The organism is Methylosinus sp. Sm6 (assembly GCF_019802345.1).
In the GTDB taxonomy this organism is placed as follows: Bacteria; Pseudomonadota; Alphaproteobacteria; order Rhizobiales; family Beijerinckiaceae; genus Methylosinus.
Window position 1 is genome coordinate 75,033 of the sequence record NZ_JAINDZ010000009.1, and the last position, 19,328, is coordinate 94,360.

The following is a 19,328-nucleotide window of genomic DNA, read 5'->3' on the forward strand; positions in this document are numbered from 1 at the left end:
GAAGCTGTTTCTTGTCGGCAACGAGACCATTCTTCCGGCCGCGCGGATTGTCCCGCGGCGCCTGCGTCCTCGCGGCGTGCGCGGCGCTCTCCGGCTGTGTGCTGGACTGGGAAAAGCCGGAGGCCAGCGTCGAGACGCCGCCGACCTTCCGCGCCGCGAAGACCCCGCGTTCGGCCCCGCCGATCGCCGCGGCGCGCGAATGGTCGCGCGGTTTCGCCTCGACGGAGCTGACGTCGCTCGTTCAAAAAGCGCTCGACCAGAATCTCGACATCGCCGCGGCCGTCGCGCGCATCGAGCAGGCGGATGCGCAGGCGCGCATCGACAGCTCGTCGCTGTGGCCGCTGCTGACCGCGACCGGCATCGCCAGGCGCACGCAGACCCCCTCTTCGATCACCAGCGCCACCAGCACCTCGGCCTCGACCGACGCCACGACGACGACGAGCGGCGCCGGCGCCTCCAGCCTGCTGCGCTCGCGCCGCGCCAATTTCTTTCAGGCTCAGCTCAATGCGAGCTATGAGATCGACTTCTGGGGCAAGAACCAGGACGCCTCCAACGCCGCCCGCCTGCTCTCGCATGCGAACCGCTTCGACCGCGACGTCGTCGAGATTTCCACCGTCGCCTCGCTGGTCAACGGCTATTTCCAGGTGCTGACCGCCCAGGACCGCATCCGCATCGCCAAGGACAACATCAAGATCGCCGCGACGGTCCTCGCGGCGATCAAGGCGCGGCTGGACGTGGGCACAGCGACCGCGCTCGATTATTCGCAGCAGGAATCGGTGCTCGCGACGCAGCGCGCGACAGTTCCGCCGCTGGAGCAGACGCTGCGGCAGACGAAGAACACGCTCGCCGTGCTGATGGGCCTTCCGCCCGAGGTCTCGATCGTCAAGGGCGGCTCGCTGACGCGGCTGCGCTTCCCGAAGATCGAACCGGGCCTGCCCTCCGAGCTGCTGCTGCGCCGGCCGGACATCGCCGAGGCCGAAGCCAAGCTCGAGGCGGCGGAGTTTTCCGTGCTGCAGGCGCGCGCGGCCTTCTTCCCGTCGATCCAGATGACCGGCTATTACGGCGTGCAGAGCGTCGCGCTGCGCTCGCTGTTCCGGCCCGAGGCGATTGCCTGGCAGATCGCCGGCAATCTCACCCAGCCGGTGTTCGACGGCTATAATCTGCAGGGCCAGCTGCTGCTGCAGAAGGGCCGCTACGCCGAGCTCGCCCAGACCTATCAGAAGCAGATCCTGACCGCTTTCTCCGATGTGGAGAACGCCCTCATCGCCATAGAGGAGACCCGCCGGCAGCTGAAGCTGCAGGGCGAGGCCGTGGCGGCGGCGCGGCGCGCCTATGAGGTCGCGGAAGCGCGGCTGCGCGAAGGCACGATCGACATCGTGACGCTGTCGACCACGGAAACGACATTGTTCCAGAGCCAAGACGTGCTGGCGCAAGTGCGGCTCGCCCATTTCCAGGCGGCGACGAGTCTCTATCAGGCGCTCGGCGGCGGCTGGTCCGGCGTGACCCGCGCGCTCGAGATCGCGGCGGAAGACGCCGCCTATGAATCGGACAAGGGACCCTGGCCGTGAGCTGGCCGAAAAATCGACTGCGCCTCGTCGTCGCGCTGCTCGCTCTCGTCGGGCTCGCAGGCGCCTATCGCGCGCTGCGGCCGGCGCAGACCGACGAGACGGCGACGGAGGGCGCGCCCGGCGGAAGGCGCGGGCGTCGCGGCTTCGACGGGCCGACCGTGGTGACCGTGGCGCAGCCGCGGATCGCAGATGTTCCGGTGACGATCGACGCGGTCGGCACGGCGCAGGCGCTCAACACGGTCACCATCCGCACGCAGGTGGACGGGCGGCTGATCGAGCTCGCCTTTCAGGAAGGCCAGGACGTCAAAAAGGGCGACATCGTCGCCCGCATCGATCCGACCCTCTATCAGGCGGCCTATGACCAGGCGGTCGCCAAGAAGGCGCAGGACGAGGCCAATCTCGCCAATGCGCGCGTCGACGTCGCCCGCTATCAGAAGCTCGCCGCCAGCAATTTCGGCTCGCAGCAGCAATATGCGACGCAAAAGGCGCTGGTCGCGCAGCTCGAGGCGCAGATCCGAGCCGATGACGGCGCGATCGACAACGCCAAGGCGACGCTCGACTACGCCACCATCCGCTCGCCGATCGACGGGCGCACCGGCATCCGCCTCGTCGACGTCGGCAACATCCTGCATCCGTCCGATCAATCCGGCATCGTCGTCATCACCCAGCTGAAGCCGATCTATGTCGTCTTCACGCTTCCGCAGCAGCATCTGCCGGCCGCGCAGAAGGCGCAGGCGCGGGCGCAGGCTCCCGCCGTCGCGCTCGGCGCGGACAACGCCACCGCGCTCGCAACCGGCGTCGTGAAGGTGATCGACAATCAGATCGACCCGATGACCGGCACGGTGAAGGTCAAGGCGATCTTCGCCAATGAGCGCCTCGCGCTGTGGCCCGGCCAGTTCGTCAATGTGCGGCTCACCGTCGACACGATCCGCAATGCGCAGGTCGTGCCGAGCGCCGCCGTGCAGCGCGGCCCGAGCGGCCCCTTCGTCTATGTGCTGAACGACGCTTCGACCGTCTCGATGCGGCCGGTCGTCATCGCCCGGCAGGACGAGGCTCAGGCGGTGGTCGCCTCCGGCCTCGCGCCGAGCGAAAAAGTGGTGACGAGCGGCTTCGGCCGTCTCGCCGACGGTTCGCGCGTGCGCGTCCTCGACGCGACGGCGGCTGCGCCGGCAGGCGAAGCCGGCGCGAGCGCGGACAGCGCGCCGCCGCGCCGAGGCCGCGGGGAACGCGCCGCCGGCGGCGCGCGGCCATGAGCGGCGCGCGGCCATGAGCGTTTCGACGCCCTTCATCGAGCGGCCGGTAGCGACGTCGCTGCTGAGCCTCGCCGTTCTCCTGTTCGGCGTGCTCGGCTATTACCGGCTCTCGATCTCGCCGCTGCCGCAGGTCGACTTCCCCACCATTCAAATCACCACGAGATTGCCCGGCGCCAATCCCGACACGATGGCGTCTCTGGTGACGGCGTCGCTCGAGCGGCAGTTCGGCCAGATCCCGTCGCTGCAGACGATGTCGTCGCTGAGCTCCTACGGCCTGTCGCAGATCACGCTGCAGTTCGAGCTCGACCGCGACATCGACGCCGCGGCGCAGGACGTGCAATCGGCGATCAATTCGGCCGCTTCGACGCTGCCGCGCGGCCTGCCCTATCCGCCCGTCTATGCGAAGGTCAATCCGGCGGACACGCCCATCGTCACCTTGACGCTGCGCGCGAACAACGCGAGCCTGCGGCAGCTCAGCGATCTCGCCGACACGCTGATCGCGCCCAAGCTCTCGGAGACGCGCGGCGTCGGCCATGTCGCGGTCGAGGGCGGCGTGCGTCCCGCCGTGCGCATAGAGGCCGATCTCGCCCGGCTCGCGGCCAATCGCATGAGCATGGAAGAGCTGCGCGCGGCGATCGCCGGGGCCAATGTGGCGGGCGCCAAGGGCGCGCTCGACGGACCCTACCAATCCTACACGCTCGACGCCAACGACCAGCTGATGGCGGCGCAGCAATATCGGACCATCGTCATCGCCTATCGCAATGGCGCGCCGATCATGCTGAGCGATGTGGCCGACGTCGTCGACGGGCTGGAGGACGCCCGCGTCGGCGGCTGGTATCGCGGCGAGCCGGCGATCATTCTCGACGTGCAGCGCCAGCCGGGCGCCAATATCATCGATACGGTCGAGCGGCTGCGCGAGGAGCTGCCGAACATCAGGCGCACTCTGCCGGAGGGCGCGACGCTCGATGTGGTCAGCGACCGCACGCAGACGATCCGCGCCTCGATCGAGGAGGTGGAGTTGACGCTCGTCATCGCCACGGCTCTCGTCGTTCTCGTCGTGCTCTTGTTCCTGCGCAGCTGGCGCGCGACGCTGATCGCCGGCGTCAGCCTGCCTCTCTCGATCATCGCCACCTTCGCGGTGATGGCGCTCGCCGGCTTCTCTCTCGACAATCTGTCGCTGATGGCCCTCACCATCGGCGCCGGCTTCGTCGTCGACGACGCCATCGTGATGATCGAGAACATCGTCCGCAACATGGAGCTCGGCAAATCGCCGCATCGGGCGGCGCTCGACGGCGCGCGGGAGATCGCCTTCACGGTCGTCTCGCTCACCGTATCGCTCGTCGCCGTGTTCATTCCGCTGCTGTTCATGACCGGACTCGTCGGCCGCATGTTCCGCGAGTTCGCGCTGACTCTGACCGCGCAGGTGGTCGTCTCGGCGATCATTTCGCTGACGCTGACGCCGATGCTGTGCGCGAAGCTTCTGAAGGCCGGGTCGGGCCACGGCCATGGCTCCGGCGCCTCGAGCGGCATCGGCGCAAAGCTCGACGCCTTTTATGCGCGAACGCTCGAGCTCGCCCTGCAGCGCCAAAAGCTCATGCTCGCGCTGACCTTCGGCACGCTGGCGCTCACTCTCGCGCTCTACGCCGTCATTCCCAAGGGCTTTCTCCCGCGCCAGGACACGAGCCTGCTCAATGTCGTGCTCGAGGGATCTCCCGAGTCCTCCTTTGCGGCGATGACGAAGCTGCAGGCGGAAGTCGCGAAACTCTTCGACGCCGACGCGGAAGCGACCGGAACCATTTCCGTGCTCGGCGTCGGTCCGCTCAATGCAACGACCAATGTCGGCCACCTCGTCGTCACACTGCGCGGACGCGACATTCGCAGCCTCGGCGCCGACGCCGTCGCCGAGCGGCTGAAGGCGGCGGCCGAGCAGGTTCCGGGCGCGACGGTCTATATCGAGCCGGTCCAGGACATTCAGATCACGACGCGGGCGAGCCGCTCGCAATATCAATACACGCTGACCGCGCCCGATTCCGCCGAGCTGCAGCGCTGGTCCGAAACGCTCCTCGAGGCGATGCGCGCGGACGGCGTGTTCCGCAATGTCGCCACGGAGTCGCAGAACGGCGGCCTGCGCGCCTTCCTGCGCATCGACCGCGAGAAGATGGGCCGGCTCGGCATCACCGCGCAAATGGTCGACGACACGCTGAACGACGCCTTCGGCCAGCGCCAGATTTCGACCATCTACGCGCAGTCGAACCAATATCGCGTCATCCTCGAGGCGGCGCCGCAATATCGGCGCGACGCCACGGCGCTCGACAAGCTCTATGTCGCGCCGGCCGGCGGCGGCCCGCAGACGCCGCTCTCCACCTTCGTCACGCTGGAGCAGAAGACGGCGCCGCTCGCCATCGCGCATCAGGAGCAGTTTCCCGCCGCGACCATCAGCTTCGACCTCGCCCCCAACGCCGCGCTCGGCGACGCGGTGGAGGCGATCGCCCGGGCGGAGGAGCGGATCGGCCTTCCCTCCTCCATCATCGGCCTGTTCAGCGCCGACGCGGAGGAGTTCCGCAAATCGCTGGCGAGCGAGCCCTGGCTCATCCTCGCCGCGGCGATCGCCATCTATGTGGTGCTGGGCGTTCTCTACGAGAGCTACGCTCATCCCTTCACCGTGCTGACGACATTGCCTTCGGCCGGCGTCGGCGCGCTGCTGGCGCTGATGGCGACCGGCCTCGACATGTCGCTCGTCGCGCTGATCGGCGTGGTGCTGCTGATGGGCATCGTCAAGAAGAACGCCATCATGATGATCGACTTCGCGCTCGAGGCCGAGCGCTTCGAGCAGCTCTCCGCGCGCGATGCGATCGTGCGCGCCTGCCGGCTGCGCTACCGGCCGATCATGATGACGACTCTCGCCGCTCTGTTCGGCGCTCTGCCGCTGGCGCTCGCCCATGGGCCCGGCAGCGAGCTGCGCATCCCGCTCGGCGTCTCGATCATCGGCGGGCTGCTGCTGTCGCAGCTGCTGACGCTCTATACGACGCCGGTCATCTATCTCGCCGTGGAGCGGCTGCGGGTCCGGCTGCGCGGCGCGCCCGCGGCGTCGCCGGCCGCGCGCATCGAAGGGGCCGGCGTGCGGAGGGAGGCGGCGGAGTGAACATATCCGCTCCCTTCATCCACCGCCCGGTGGGAACGAGCCTGCTCGCGACAGCGGTGTTCCTGCTCGGAGCAGTGGCCTATTTCTTCCTTCCGGTGGCGAGCGTTCCCGCGGTCGATTTTCCGGCGATCGCGGTTTCGGCGGGACGCCCCGGCGCCGATCCGGCGACCATGGCCGCGACCGTCGCCGCGCCGCTGGAGCGACGCCTCGCCCGCATCGCCAGCGTCGATCAGCTCACATCGGCGAGCTCGCTCGGCTCCACCTCGATCATCGTGCAGTTCGACATAGACCGCAATATCGACGCGGCGGCGCGCGACGTGCAGGCGGCGATCAACGCCGCGGGCGCGGACATGCCCGGCGATCTGCCCGTGCTGCCCTTCTTCCGCAAGTTCAATCAGTCATCGACGCCGGTCATGATCCTCGCTCTGACATCGAAGACACTGCCGACCAGCGTCATCTATGACGCGACCGACACGGTCGTCGCGCAGCGCATCTCGCAGATCCCGGGCATCGGCGAGGTGCGGGTGGCGGGCGCGGAGCAGCCGGCGATCCGCGTGCAGGTCGATCCGGCGCGGCTCGCGACAATGGGCATCGCCATGGACGAGGTCGCGAGCGCCATCGGCTCGGCCAATGTGCTGGCGCCCGTCGGCGCGCTCGACGGCGACGCGACAGCAATGACGCTCGGCGTCAATGATCAGCTCGCGACGCCGCAGGACTTCCGCGACATCGTCGTCTCGTCGACGAATGGCGCCGTGGTCAAGCTCGGGGACATCGCCACGGTCGAGCGCGGCGTGCGCAACCGGCTCGCCGCCGGCTGGTACAACGGCCAGCCCGCGGTGCTGCTCGTGATCTCCAAGCAGGCCAACGCCAATGTCATCGCCACGGTCGAGCGGGTGAGAGAGCTGCTGCCCGAGCTGCAGCGCTGGATTCCGAGCGGCATCGACATCGCCATCATGTCCGACCGCACCCAGACCATTCGCGCCAGCGTCGCCGAAATTCAGCGCACGCTGCTGTTGTCGGTCGGCATGGTGATGGCGGTCGTCTTTATCTTTCTTCGTCGCGCCGTGCCCACTTTCGCGGCCGGCGTGACCGTGCCGCTGTCGCTGGTCGGCGCCTGCGCGGCCATGTGGGCGGCGGGCTTCTCCGCCGATAATTTCTCGCTGATGGCGCTCACGATCGCCGTCGGCTTCGTCGTCGACGACGCAATCGTGATGATCGAGGCGATCGAGACCAATGTCGAGCGCGGCATGGGTCGTCTGGAGGCAGCGCTCGCCGGCGCGCGCCAGATCGGCTTCACTGTCGTCTCGATCAGCCTGTCGCTGATCGCCGTGTTCGTGCCGCTGCTGTTCATGGGCGGGATCATGGGCCGGCTCTTGCGCGAGTTCTCGTTCACGCTGGCCTTCGCCATCGTCATCTCGACCTTCGTCTCGCTGACCGTGACGCCGATGATCTGCGCCCGCTTTCCGGTGCGCTCGCGGACTCCGACGCGCCTCGACAGAGCGGTGGAGGGCGCGCTCGCCGCGACGACCCGCTCCTATGCGCGGAGCCTGCGCCCGGTCGTCGATCATCCCTGGATCACGCTCGTCGCCATCGTCCTGACCATCGCCGCGACCGTCCAGCTCTATCGCACCATACCGAAGGGCAATCTGCCGCAGGACGACGTCGGCTTCCTCAACGGCGCGGCGCAGGCGGCGCCGGACGTCTCCTTCTCGGAAATGTCGCGTCTGCAAAAAGCGGTCGTCGCCGCCGCCAAGGAGGATCCGGATGTGATGAACGTCGCCTCTTTCATCGGCCCCGGGCGCCCCGGCTCGCCGTCCAATGAAGGACGCCTGTTCGTCGCCCTGAAGCCGATCGGCGAGCGCCATTCGTCGAGCCTCGAGGTGATGGCGCGCCTGCGCAAATCCTTCGCGCGGATCGCCGGGATCGAGGTGTTTTTGTTTCCCGCGCAGGATGTGAGCGTGGGAGGACGGCCGAGCAAGGCGCAATATCAGTTCACGCTCACGGCCGGCTCCGTGCAGGAGCTCGCGGAATGGACGCCGAAGTTGATCGAGCGCCTGCGGCGCGCTCCCGAGCTCGTCGACGTCTCCAGCGACCAGCAGCAAGGCGGCCTCAGCGCGAAGGTGGTGATCGACCGCACGGCGGCGTCACGCATGGGCGTCGCGATCAGCTCGATCGACGCGGCGCTGAACAGCGCCTTCGGCCAGCGCCAGGACTCGATCATCTACACGCAGCGCAATCAATATCGCGTCATCGTCGAGGCGCCGCTGTCGCGCCAGCGCGATCCCCGCGACCTCGCGGGGATTTACGTGGCCGCCGCCGATGGGACCCAGGTGCGTCTCGACGCGCTCGCCCATGTCGAGCGCGGCCTCATGCCGCTCGTCGTCAATCACCAGGGCGTCTCGCCGGCGTCGACGATTACCTACAATGTCGCTCCCGGCCATATGCTGGAGGCCGCCAACGCCGCCGTGCTGCGGGTGGCGAATGAGCTGCGCATGCCGAGCAGCGTCCAGGCGGATTTCGCCGGCGACGCAAAAGAATTGTCCAAGCTGGCCTCGGGCGTCCCCTTGCTGATCGTCGCCGCCCTGCTCGCCGTCTACATCATTCTCGGCGTGCTCTATGAGAGCCTCGTCCATCCGGCGACGATCATCTCCACCCTGCCCTCGGCCGGCCTCGGCGCGCTGCTGGCGCTCGAGGCGTTCGGGGCGGAGTTCACCGTCATGGCGCTGATCGGCATTCTGCTGCTCATCGGCATCGTCAAGAAGAACGGCATCATGCTGGTCGATTTCGCGCTGCAGGCGGAGCGCGAGAAGGGGCTGTCGCCGCACGACGCGGCGCTGGAGGCGGCGGTCGAGCGATTCCGGCCGATCCTGATGACCACGCTCGCCGCCATGCTCGGAGCTCTGCCGCTCGCCTTCGCGAGCGGCGTCGGCGCGGAGATGCGGCGCCCGCTCGGCATCACCATCGTCGGCGGGCTGCTGCTCAGCCAGGCGCTGACGCTCTACACGACGCCGGTGATCTATCTGCTGATGAGCAAGCTGCAGAGGCGCAGGCGGCCGAGGGAAAGCGCGCACGCGCCCGAAGCCGCGCGAGCCTGAGGCGACTGCCGCAGCTCGGCAGTCGGAAATAGGCAGTCGGCGGCGACTGCCGATCGCCGACCGCCATTGAAACAGCATTGGAGCATTTCATTCGCGGCGCCGCCTAAAGGGACGCGGTCAATGCGCCGAGGAGGGCCGCGTTTCGAAGAAGAGCCTCAGCACGTGGAGATCGCCGCAATCCTCCACTGGGACGTGCCAGAATTTGGAGCCGAACTCGGGAAAAAGCGCCATCGGCAGGTGAATTTCCGTCAGCCGCTTCTGCTTGCCGAAGCCCTCGATCATGGCGCTGCCGAGCAGATCCAGCAGATCCTCGAGCCGTTCGGGCACCTTCGTCACGGTGAGGGTGGTCGTGCTCGACAGCGGCACCGCTTTGTCGAATAAGCGTTCGTAATCCGCAGGCTTCATCGTCCGACCCCGCTTTCAACGGCTCTGCTAAAGCAATATCCATGCCGCCACTGGAACCCCAACCAGCGATCGAGGGCGGTCCTCACGATCGTCCAATCGCTGGAGCGTGGCCGCACAGCAGGCGACTCGTTCGTTACATTTTATTGAAGCGAATGTGACCAAATTCGAGCGGACGCGGCTTATTCGCGCTCCCGCGGGAACGGAGCGGCGGCGCCCCATCGATCCGCGAAGACGAGATCGTCGAGCGGCAAGCGGCGCGCCCACCGCCGGACTTCGAGCTCGGGCCGAACATAGGCGCGCGCGACCCGGCCGACGCAGAGATAAGCGACGATCGCGATTTCCGAAGGGATCGAGAGAATTGCGCGCAGGTCGGGCTCGCGCAGAATGCTGACCCAGCCCACGCCGATGCCTTCCGCCCGCGCCGCCAGCCACAGATTCTGCACGGCGCAGGCGGTGGAAAGAAGATCCGTATCCGGCTGCTGCGTGCGGCCGAGGCCGGTCCGCCCGTGGCGCGCGCGGTCGCAGGTCACGCAAATATTGAGCGGCGCCTTCGAAATTCCCTGCAGCTTCAGGCTGCGATACTGCTCGCGCCGCTCGGGCTCCAGCATCTCCGCCTCCGCGGCGGCGGCGCGCTCGAAGGCCTCGCGCACGCGGGAACGCACCGCCGCGTCGCGGATCACGATGAAATTCCAGGGCTGCATGAAGCCGACCGAAGGCGCGTGATGAGCGGCCTCCAGAAGGCGACGCAAGACGTCGTCGGGGACGTCGTCGGGCATGAATTCGTCGCGGACGTCGCGCCGCGTGACAATGGCGCGATAGACCGCCGCCCGCTCCTCGGCGGAAAACGGCGCCGCCTCGGCGAGCTCTCGCTCCTCGGCCGCCCTGCCCTCCCCGCCATTCGCCGCATCGGGCGTCATATCCGTTCTCCCCCGACGGGCCGCGCTGAGGCGGCAATATGCCGCATTCGACGACGGGCGCAAACCACTCTTCGGGTTCCGAAGCTGGGCGATCCTCGCCGGTCGGCTCGACATGGGGCGCCCCGCCCGGCGAGTCGAGGCCGAGCGTCCCATGCGCGCCGCGCATCAGGGAGAATTCGCTCTCGACTGAAAAGGATGCGCGATCGAGGATCGATCCGCCGCGCCGCAGACGATGGAGCGACTGCTCGGAATCGAAGAATGATGCTGCGGCGCGATCGGCGCCTCTCCGATCCGGGCGCGTCGATCGCCGGAACCGCCGACCGCCGGCGGAGCGCGAGCCTTGTGCGGCGCAGCACGCTTCTTTGCCTCGGCCGTCTTGGTCTGCGGCATGGCTGAGCCCTATACTGACGGCCCGGATTGTTCGGACGGAGACTATGAATGAAGCGGTTGTGGATTTGCGCGTCGATCCTCGCGGCCCCCGCGGCGGCGGGAGCGGCGGACGCCGATCCGATCGGCAAATGGCGCGTCGCCGACGGCACGGCGCTTGTCCAGATCAGCCGCTGCGGCCCGGCCATGTGCGGCAAGATCTCCTGGATGGCCGAGAAGGGCGTCGACGAGAACAATCCCGATCCGCGCCAGCGCAGTCGTTCGCTGCTCGGCCTGCCGATTCTCAGCGTCGAGCCCAAGGGCGCGAACCTCTGGTCCGGCACGATCTACAACGCCAAGGACGGCCAGAACTACTCGGCCAATCTCGCGCTGCGCAGCGAAACCGTGCTGCGGCTCGAGGGCTGTCTCTCCGGAACGAAGATCTGCGGCGCCGAAGATTGGACGCGGGTGAAGTGAGATTCCATTTCATTTCTCGCTTCACCCGCAGCGCCCAGCGCGGAGAAGCCTCGAGAACGCCATTAACATTGTCCGAATATGCCGCAGTTTATGATAAACCCTGCGATAGGCACCATTATTAGCCCGGCCCCGATGCTTTCATATAAAGCAAATACGCTATATCTTGCTATAATCCGCATGTCGTTTTCAGATATTCCGTATCTGCTGCTTTCAGCTGCAATATTTAAAAACAAATTATTTGAAGTCATAAAAAATACATGATAGACTTTTTTAGCGTCTGCCTCGCATTTTCGCCCTGCGAGACGCGCATTTAAAATATAAATACAATTCAGGATTAAAAATGCGACGAGTATAATACAGAATAACCACTGCTTTTGACTGATCATAGCCAAGCTTAACGCGCCTTGCTCCGCATAATGCAGCGACGCAGACACGGAGTTCATTTAAGTTACGCTCCCACTTGTCTTATGCTGAGCGGGCAGCCTTGGACTCGACGGAGCGTCGACGCTACAGCGCCCCATCTCATTCCGCCGCCAGCTTCACATCCGCCCGCGCATTGTGAAATTCGCCCGAGAGCCGCGCGATCTCCGCCCGCGCCTCCTGCGCATGACGCGCGCGAATATGGCCGAAGCCGCGGATCTTCTCCGGAATGCGCGCCAGCGCGAGGGCCGTCGCATGATTGGCCGGCGAAAGATGCGGCAGAATATCGTCGAGCAGCGCCTGATAATCGGCGAGCATCTTGCGCTCGGCGATGCGATCGCTGTCCGGACGGAACGGATCGAAGATGGTGCCGCGCAGGCCCTTCAGCCGCGCGAGCAGCTTCAGCACATGGAACATCCAGGGCCCGAAGGTGATCTTGCGCGAGCCGCCAATGTCGTTCTTGCATTGGAACGACACCAGATTGGGCGCGAGATGCAGCTCCATGCGCAGATCGCCCTCGAACATTTCGTCGAGCTGCCGCTTGAACGAGCCGTCGGTATAGAGCCGCGCGACCTCGAACTCGTCCTTGGGCGACATCAGCTTGAACAGATTGCGCGCCACCGCCTCGGTGAGCGCGCTCGCGCCGGGCAGGCGCTCCTTCTCGAGCCGCCGCACCGCCTCGACGCGCGAGCGGTAGCGCGCCGCATAGGCGGCGTTCTGATAATCGGTGAGAAAAGCGACGCGGCGCTCGATCACTTCGTCCAGCGTGCGCGAGAGATCGCGCGTCTCATTGCGGGCGCGCAGCGAGGCGACCACGGCCGTGACGCTCGAAAGATCATGCGCGGCGCGCCGGCCCCAGGCGAAGGCCGAATGATTCATCGCCACCGCCTCGCCATTGAGCTCGATGGCGCGCAGCAGCGCGGCTTCCGACAACGGCAGATAGCCCTTCTGCCAGGCGTAGCCGAGCATGAACATATTGGCGGCGATGGAATCGCCGAGCAGCGCCAGCGCCAGCTCCGTCACATCGAGGAAATCGGCGCGATCGCCGGCCGCGTCGCGGATCGCCTGCTCGATGCGCTCGGCCGGCAGAGTGAAATCCGGGTCGCGCTCGATATCGCCGGGAAAGACCTGGGCGCGATTGACGAGCGCGAAGCTGCGCTCCTGGTCGATCGCCGAGAGCACCTGGCGCGCGCCGGCGACGACGAGATCGCAGCCGAGCACGAGATCGGCCTCGCCGGCGGCGATGCGGATCGCATGGACGTCGTCGCGCGTGCGGCCGATCTTCACATGGCAATAGACCGCCCCGCCCTTCTGCGCGAGGCCGGCCATGTCGATGACGCCGACGCCCTTGCCCTCGAGATGCGCCGCCATGCCGAGAATGGCGCTGACCGTGACGACGCCGGTGCCGCCCATGCCGGCGACCAGCACGCCATAGGGCGTGCGGCCGATCTCCGGCACGACCGGATCAGGCGGCGCCGGACATTGCGTCTCGCTCGGCAGCGCCGCCTTCTTCATGCGCGCGCCATGCACGGTGACGAAGCTCGGACAAAAGCCCTCGAGGCAGGAGAGATCCTTGTTGCAGCTCGACTGATCGATGCGGCGCTTGCGGCCGAACTCGGTCTCGAGCGGCTGCACCGACACGCAATTGGAGGCGCGGCCGCAGTCGCCGCAGCCTTCGCAGACGAGCTCGTTGATGACGACGCGCACGTCGGGGTCGGGATATTCGCCGCGCTTCCGCCCGCGCCGCTTCTCGGTCGCGCAGGTCTGATCATAGATCAGCACGGTGACGCCCTCGGTCGCGGCGAGCTCGCTCTGCACGCGATTGATGACGTTGCGGTGGTGAATTTCGAGTCCCGGCGGCCATTGGATGTCGGCCGAATATTTGTGCGGCTCGTCCGAAACGAGCGCGATTTTGGCGACGCCCTCGGCCGCGACCTGATGGGCGATGGCCTCCACGGTCAGCTCGCCCTCATGCTTCTGGCCGCCGGTCATGGCGACCACGCCATTGAAGAGAATCTTGAAGGTGATGTTGGTCCTGGTGGCGACGGCGAAGCGGATGGCGAGCGAGCCGGAATGATTATAGGTGCCGTCGCCGAGATTCTGGAACACATGCTTGCGCGTCGAGAACGGCGCCTCGCCGATCCAATTGGCGCCCTCGCCGCCCATATGGGTGTAGCCCTCGGTCGAGCGGTCCATCCATTGCGCCATGTAATGGCAGCCGATGCCGGTATAGGCGCGCGCGCCCTCCGGCACATGGGTCGAGGTGCTGTGCGGACAGCCGGAGCAGAAATGCGGCACGCGCACGGCGACGTCGCTCATCGCTTTGCGCCGCGCCTGCAGCCGCTCGAGCCGCACGACGCGCTGCTCGAGCTCGTCGCTGCGATAGTATTTCAGCAAGCGGCGGCCGATGGCGATCGCAATGTCATTGGCGTCGAGCGAGCCCTTGACCGGGAACAGCCATTCGCCTCGCTCGTCCTTCTTGCCGATGCACACGGGCTGATGCGCGGCGCCATAGAGCTGCTCGCGCAATTGCACCTCGATCAGCGAGCGCTTCTCCTCGACGACGATGACGAGATCGAGCCCGCGCACGAACTCGCGCAGGCCTTGCGGCTCGAGCGGCCAGGGGCAGGCGATCTTGTAGAGGCGCAGGCCGTATTCATTGGCCCTGACCTCGTCTATGCCGAGATCGTCCATCGCCTGGCGCACGTCGAGATAGGACTTGCCGACGGTGATGACGCCGATCTTGGCGTTCGGCCCGCCGGAGGTCACGATGCGGTTGATCCGGTTGGAGCGGATCCAGGCGAGCATGGCGTCGCGCTTGCTCTCCTGCATGCGCTCTTCCTGCGCCAGCACCGGATCGCGCGGACGAATGTTCAGCCCGCCCGGCGGCATGAGAAAATCGAGCGGCGCCACCGGACGCACGCGGTCGAGCGAGCCGTCGACCGAGGCTGTCGACTCCACCGTGTCCTTGATGAGCTTCAGGCCGACCCACACGCCCGCAAAGCGCGACAGATGGAAGCCCATGAGGCCATAGTCGAGAATCTCCTGCACGCCGGCGGGCGCGAGGATCGGCATCATCACATCGACGAAATGATATTCCGATTGGTGCGCCGTGGTGGAGGACTCGGCCGTATGATCGTCGCCCATCAACGCCAGCACGCCGCCGCGCGAAGACGTTCCCGCGAGATTGACGTGGCGAAGCGCATCGCCGCTGCGGTCGACGCCCGGTCCTTTGCCGTACCAGACGGAGAACACGCCGTCATATTTGCCTTCGCCGCGCATCTCCGCCTGCTGCGCGCCCCAGATGGCGGTCGCGGCCAAGTCCTCGTTGAGGCCCGGCATGAACAAGATGTCGTTCTTCTCGAACAGCGCCTTGGCGCGATGGAGCTGCGCGTCCATGCCGCCGAGCGGCGAGCCGCGATAGCCGGAGACGAAGCCGGCCGTGCGCAGGCCGACGCGCCGATCCAGCTCCTTCTGCATCAGCAGCAGGCGAACGACCGCTTGCGTGCCGTTGAGGAGCGCCAGAGGCTTGGAAAGATCGAAACGGTCGGCGAGAGACACATCGCCCGAGGCGGGGCCGGTTTTTCCGTGGCCGGCGATCACATCCGCCATACGAATCCTCTCCTGCAAGTCACGACGCCCGATGCGGCGCGAGCGCGTCGCGCTCCGCTCGGCTTCGAGCTACGCTGTACTGAACAACGACGGCTTCGTCGTGACGGCGCGAGGCCCGCGGTCGCCCTCTCGGCTTGTCGCGGGACCGTCGCCCGTGCCATTATACGGCGCCGCGGCGGACGCCTTCAAGCGAGGACGAGCCGCAGGCTGCGCCGGGTCGCCTTCTCCCGCGAAGCGGATTCGCGCGTCGAGTGTTCCGCGGCGCGACCATGGCGCCGGATCGCCTTGTTCGGCCCCTATTCTGGCGGCGATTCGCTCGAGTTCCCGATCGGCCCAACCGGAGGTGCGCGGCTCATGCGTTCGAAATTGCCCGGCGTTCTGGCGGTTTTCCTCGCTCTGCTTCCCGGCCTCGCGCTGGCGCATCCGCATGTGTGGGTCGCGGTGCGCAGCGAGGTGGCGTTCACGCCGGACGGGAAAATTCGGGGCGTGCGCCACGCCTGGACCTTCGATGAAATGTATTCGGCCTTCGCCCTGCAGGGCCTCGGCAAGGACGGCAAGCCGCCGACGCGCGAGGAGCTGGCGCCTATCGCCAAGGTCAACGCCGACTCGCTGGCGGAGTTCGAGTATTTCACCTTCGCCAAATACGACAACGCCAAGGCGAGCTTCGGACCGCCCGAGGACGTTTTTCTCGAGGCCGACGACAAGAAGATCGTGACGATGCATTTCGTGCTGCCGCTCGAAAAGCCCGTGTCGGCGCGCAAGCCCTTCTCCTTCCAGGTCTACGATCCGACCTATTTCGTCGCTTTCGATTTCGAGAAGCAAAATCCGGTCGCTCTCGCCGCCGCGCCGTCCGGCTGCTCGACCAGCCTCGTGCAGCCCAAGCCCTTGCTCGCGACGGAAACGCAGAAGCTCAGCGAAGCTTTTTTCAGCAATATGTCGCCGGGCGCGGATTTCGGCATCAAGCTCGCGACGCGGGTCGTGGTGGCCTGTCCGTGAGAACCCGGGCTGTCATCGGCCGGGCGGCCATGGCCATGCTCGCGGCCGCGGCCCTGCTGCTTCTGCAGGACGCCGCGTTGGCGCAGGCGGCGCGCCACCCCTTCGCCGTGGGTCCGTCGGAGAGCGGCGGCGCGGCGGGCGGCTTCGCCGGACTGATCATCGCCTGGCAGAGCAAGTTCCAGCTGCAGTTGCAAGCCGGCGTGCGGGCGCTGAAGACCGATGGCGGCGCCTTTTTTCCGCTGGCCGCGGCGAGCTTCGCCTATGGCGTGTTCCATGCGGCGGGACCCGGCCACGGCAAGGCCGTGCTCGCATCCTACATGATCGCCAATGAGACCGCGCTGAAGCGCGGCCTGCTGCTGGCGGCGCTCGCGGCCCTGCTGCAGGGGGCGGTGGCGATCGCCATCGTCGGCGTCGCGGCCATCGCCTTCTCCGCCACGGCGCGGGAAATGACCGACACGGCGCGCCTCGTCGAGGCCGCGAGCTATCTCCTCATCGCGGCGCTGGGGGCGAGGCTGGTCTTTGTGAAGGGCCGCGCCTTTTCGGATGCGCTGCGGGAGCCGGTCCTCGCCCTCGCGCCGGCCCGCGCCTTCGCCTGCGAATGGGCCGGCGATGCGACACATGTCCACGGTCCCGATTGCAGACATGCGCATATGGTCGACCCGGCGACGCTGGGCGCCGGATTTCGCTGGAGCGACGCGCTGACGACCGTGCTCGCGGCGGGTCTTCGACCCTGTTCCGGCGCCTTGCTCGTGCTGGCTTTCGCGCTCGCACAGGGCGTGTTTCTCGCCGGCGCCGGGGCGATCCTGCTGATGTCCGCGGGCACGGCCATCACCACCGGCGCATTGGCGGCGACGGCCGTCTTCGCCAAGGGCGCCGCGGCGCGGCTGACGCAAAAGAGCTCGCGGCGCGCGACGATGATCTTTCGCGGCGCCGAGCTGGCCGCCGCCGTCCTGGTGCTCGTCATCGGCGTCGCGCTGCTCGCCGGCTGGCGGGCGCAATCCTCCTGAAGTGAGCGGAGCGAATGCGAGCCTGAAGGCTCGCCGATCGCTCGCGATTGCTGCGTCGCCGCATAGGAAGGCGCGAGCCTGGGGCTGCGCCCGTGGGCGATGCGCGCTATGTGTTCATGGGATTCGCTCTTTTCGTCGCGCCGCCCGCGCGTCACGAGGCCACGCATGACAGCCGCATCTCTCGCGCTCGATCCCTATGCCGAGCGTCCCTGGCTCGCGTCCTATCCGGCATCCGTCGCGCCGGAGATCGATCCCGCCGAGCCGCGCACGCTGGTGGAGATTTTCCGCCGCAGCGTCGCCGATCATGCCGACAGCGTCGCGCTCGAGAGCTTCGGCGCAACGCTCACTTTCGCGCAGTTCGGCCGCGCCGCGCGCGACGTCGCCGGCTGGCTGCAAGCGCAGGGGCTGAAGAAAGGCGACCGTATCGCCATCATGTCGCCCAATGTGATGGCTTATCCGCCGCTCATCTTCGGCGTGCTGCTCGCCGGCGGCGCCGTGGTCAATGTCAATCCGCTCTACACGCCGAGCGAGCTAGCGTTTCAGATCAATGATTCGGGCGCGCGCATGCTGTTCGTGCTCGAAAATTTCGCGCATACGGTCGAAGCCGCCTGGCCGTCCATGTCGCTCGACCTCGCGGTCGTCATGACGCCCGGCGATCTCCTCGGGCTCAAAGGCAAGCTCGTCGATTTCGTCTCGCGCCACGTGAAGCGCGCCGTGCGCCCCTATCGCCTGCCGCGCAGCCTGCGTTTTGCCGCCGTGCTGAAGCAGGGCGCCGCGCAGGAGCCGCGCGACGCCGACATCGCGCCGGACGATCTCGCCTTTCTGCAATATACCGGCGGCACGACGGGCGTCGCCAAGGGCGCGATGTTGCTTCATCGCAATGTCGCGGCCAATGTGGCGCAAGCGACCGCCTGGCTGCATCCCTTCGTGCTGGAGGCCTCCGGGCGCGAGCGGCCGCAGAAGATGGTGGCGGCGCTGCCGCTCTATCACATTTTCGGCCTCACGGCCTGTCTCCTCGTGCTGGTGCGCATCGGCGGCTCGTGCCTCCTCATCGCCAATCCGCGCGACATAGCGGGCTTCGTGAAGACGCTGCGCAGATCGCGCTTCTCGATGATCTCCGGCGTCAACACGCTCTATGCGGCGCTCGCCGACCATCCGAAATTCGCCGATGTCGATTTCTCCCGCCTCGTCTTCTGCATCGCCGGCGGCATGGCGACGCAGGACGTCGTCGCGCGCAAATGGAAAAAGATCACCGGCCGTCCGATCATCGAGGGCTATGGGCTCTCCGAGACATCGCCCGTCATCGCCTGCAACCGGCCCGATCTCAAGGAATTCTCGGGAACGATCGGCTATCCGCATCCCTCGACTCTAGTGTCGATCCGCGCGCCTACGGGCGAGCCGGTTCCCTTGGGCGAGCGCGGCGAGCTCTGCGTGAAGGGACCGCAGGTGATGCCGGGCTATTGGAACAGGCCCGCGGAGACCGAAGCGGCCTTCACATCGGACGGATATCTGCGCACGGGCGATGTCGCGATCATGCTGCCGGACGGTCAGGTGAAGCTCGTCGATCGCCTGAAGGAGATGATTCTCGTCTCCGGCTTCAACGTCTATCCGAACGAGGTCGAGAATGTGCTGGTTCAGCATCCGAAGGTGAAGGAGGCGGCGGTGATCGGCGTGCCGGATCCGCATTCGGGCGAAGCGCCGCTCGCCTTCATCGTGCCGCGCGACGCCGGCGTCACCGGCGCCGAGCTGCACGATTTCTGCCGCAAGACGCTGACCCATTACAAGGCGCCGCGCCATTTCGAATTCCGCGACAGCCTGCCGAAGAGCAATGTCGGCAAGGTGCTGCGGCGCGTGTTGCGCGAAGAGGTCGAAGCGCGCAAAAAATAGAGCGGAATGACGACGCGCGCTCCTTCTCCCGCTGAGCGGGAGAAGGTGGCCCGACGAAGTCGGGTCGGATGAGGGCATGCGCCGAAAAGGCGCGATGTCGACGCGCCGCTAATCCCGAGGAGCCTCATCCGACCGCGCTTCGCGGGGCCACGTTCTCCCGCGAGCGGGAGAAGGAAAACGCAA

The 19,328-nt window shown here is 66.9% G+C and carries 12 protein-coding genes; 8 read left to right on the top strand and 4 right to left on the bottom strand.

The features are described from left to right. The first annotated feature begins 11 nt into the window (after positions 1 to 11). From K3F48_RS08295 to K3F48_RS08310, 4 genes are read left to right on the top strand one after another with little or no spacing between them, the layout of a single operon-like run. Positions 12 to 1,568: an efflux transporter outer membrane subunit gene (locus K3F48_RS08295; protein ID WP_255608675.1), complete on the top strand. Its 1,557-nt coding sequence runs from the start codon at positions 12 to 14 to the stop codon at positions 1,566 to 1,568. Next, positions 1,565 to 2,821, top strand: a complete 1,257-nt coding sequence (locus K3F48_RS08300; RefSeq protein WP_222574956.1) for an efflux RND transporter periplasmic adaptor subunit — start codon at positions 1,565 to 1,567, stop codon at positions 2,819 to 2,821. Before K3F48_RS08295 ends, K3F48_RS08300 begins: the two co-directional genes overlap by 4 nt. Before the next feature lie 13 nt (positions 2,822 to 2,834). Further along, on the top strand, positions 2,835 to 5,963 hold the full coding sequence (locus tag K3F48_RS08305; RefSeq protein ID WP_222574957.1) for an efflux RND transporter permease subunit: 3,129 nt from the start codon (positions 2,835 to 2,837) through the stop codon (positions 5,961 to 5,963). Continuing rightward, the gene (locus tag K3F48_RS08310) at positions 5,960 to 9,058 is read left to right on the top strand and encodes an efflux RND transporter permease subunit (protein ID WP_222574958.1); all 3,099 of its coding nucleotides are present in this window, start codon (positions 5,960 to 5,962) and stop codon (positions 9,056 to 9,058) included. Before K3F48_RS08305 ends, K3F48_RS08310 begins: the two co-directional genes overlap by 4 nt. A 117-nt stretch (positions 9,059 to 9,175) precedes the next feature. On the opposite strand, the gene K3F48_RS08315 is transcribed toward K3F48_RS08310, so the two are convergent. Together K3F48_RS08315 and bluB are read right to left on the bottom strand one after the other, a co-directional pair. Next, positions 9,176 to 9,463: a hypothetical protein gene (locus K3F48_RS08315; RefSeq protein WP_222574959.1), complete on the bottom strand. Its 288-nt coding sequence runs from the start codon at positions 9,461 to 9,463 to the stop codon at positions 9,176 to 9,178. A gap of 179 nt (positions 9,464 to 9,642) precedes the next feature. Next, positions 9,643 to 10,380 (bottom strand): 5,6-dimethylbenzimidazole synthase, encoded by a 738-nt coding sequence (gene bluB, locus K3F48_RS08320; protein ID WP_222574960.1) that lies wholly within the window; start codon positions 10,378 to 10,380, stop codon positions 9,643 to 9,645. A 438-nt stretch (positions 10,381 to 10,818) separates the two neighbouring features. On the opposite strand from bluB, the gene K3F48_RS08325 reads away from it, so the two are divergent. Further along, on the top strand, positions 10,819 to 11,223 hold the full coding sequence (locus tag K3F48_RS08325) for a DUF2147 domain-containing protein (protein ID WP_222574961.1): 405 nt from the start codon (positions 10,819 to 10,821) through the stop codon (positions 11,221 to 11,223). A 62-nt stretch (positions 11,224 to 11,285) separates the two neighbouring features. Here the strand turns inward: K3F48_RS08325 and K3F48_RS08330 are convergent, their stop codons facing one another. Both K3F48_RS08330 and K3F48_RS08335 read right to left on the bottom strand, forming a co-directional pair. Then, positions 11,286 to 11,666: a hypothetical protein gene (locus K3F48_RS08330; protein WP_222574962.1), complete on the bottom strand. Its 381-nt coding sequence runs from the start codon at positions 11,664 to 11,666 to the stop codon at positions 11,286 to 11,288. A 79-nt stretch (positions 11,667 to 11,745) separates the two neighbouring features. Then, complete coding sequence (locus K3F48_RS08335) at positions 11,746 to 15,255, bottom strand: indolepyruvate ferredoxin oxidoreductase family protein (RefSeq protein ID WP_222574963.1); 3,510 nt, start codon at positions 15,253 to 15,255, stop codon at positions 11,746 to 11,748. A 354-nt stretch (positions 15,256 to 15,609) separates the two neighbouring features. Between K3F48_RS08335 and K3F48_RS08340 the strand changes: the two genes are divergently transcribed. The 3 genes from K3F48_RS08340 to K3F48_RS08350 all read left to right on the top strand — a co-directional run bounded on the left by K3F48_RS08340 (position 15,610) and on the right by K3F48_RS08350 (position 19,145). Continuing rightward, positions 15,610 to 16,251 (top strand): DUF1007 family protein, encoded by a 642-nt coding sequence (locus K3F48_RS08340; RefSeq protein WP_222574964.1) that lies wholly within the window; start codon positions 15,610 to 15,612, stop codon positions 16,249 to 16,251. Further along, on the top strand, positions 16,248 to 17,258 hold the full coding sequence (locus K3F48_RS08345) for a nickel/cobalt transporter (protein WP_370631379.1): 1,011 nt from the start codon (positions 16,248 to 16,250) through the stop codon (positions 17,256 to 17,258). The genes K3F48_RS08340 and K3F48_RS08345 overlap by 4 nt, the downstream gene beginning before the upstream one ends. 165 nt (positions 17,259 to 17,423) lie before the next feature. Then, a complete protein-coding gene (locus K3F48_RS08350; RefSeq protein WP_222574965.1) occupies positions 17,424 to 19,145 on the top strand; it encodes an AMP-binding protein in 1,722 nt (573 codons plus the stop codon). The last annotated feature ends 183 nt before the right edge of the window (positions 19,146 to 19,328 follow it).

Coding starts and splice junctions, on each gene's coding strand:
- K3F48_RS08305 (WP_222574957.1), top strand. CDS start 2,835: ATGAGCGTTTCGACGCCCTTCATCGAGCGGCCGGTAGCGACGTCGCTG.
- K3F48_RS08315 (WP_222574959.1), bottom strand. CDS start 9,463: ATGAAGCCTGCGGATTACGAACGCTTATTCGACAAAGCGGTGCCGCTG.
- bluB (WP_222574960.1), bottom strand. CDS start 10,380: ATGACGCCCGATGCGGCGAATGGCGGGGAGGGCAGGGCGGCCGAGGAG.
- K3F48_RS08325 (WP_222574961.1), top strand. CDS start 10,819: ATGAAGCGGTTGTGGATTTGCGCGTCGATCCTCGCGGCCCCCGCGGCG.
- K3F48_RS08330 (WP_222574962.1), bottom strand. CDS start 11,666: ATGAACTCCGTGTCTGCGTCGCTGCATTATGCGGAGCAAGGCGCGTTA.
- K3F48_RS08335 (WP_222574963.1), bottom strand. CDS start 15,255: ATGGCGGATGTGATCGCCGGCCACGGAAAAACCGGCCCCGCCTCGGGC.
- K3F48_RS08340 (WP_222574964.1), top strand. CDS start 15,610: ATGCGTTCGAAATTGCCCGGCGTTCTGGCGGTTTTCCTCGCTCTGCTT.
- K3F48_RS08350 (WP_222574965.1), top strand. CDS start 17,424: ATGACAGCCGCATCTCTCGCGCTCGATCCCTATGCCGAGCGTCCCTGG.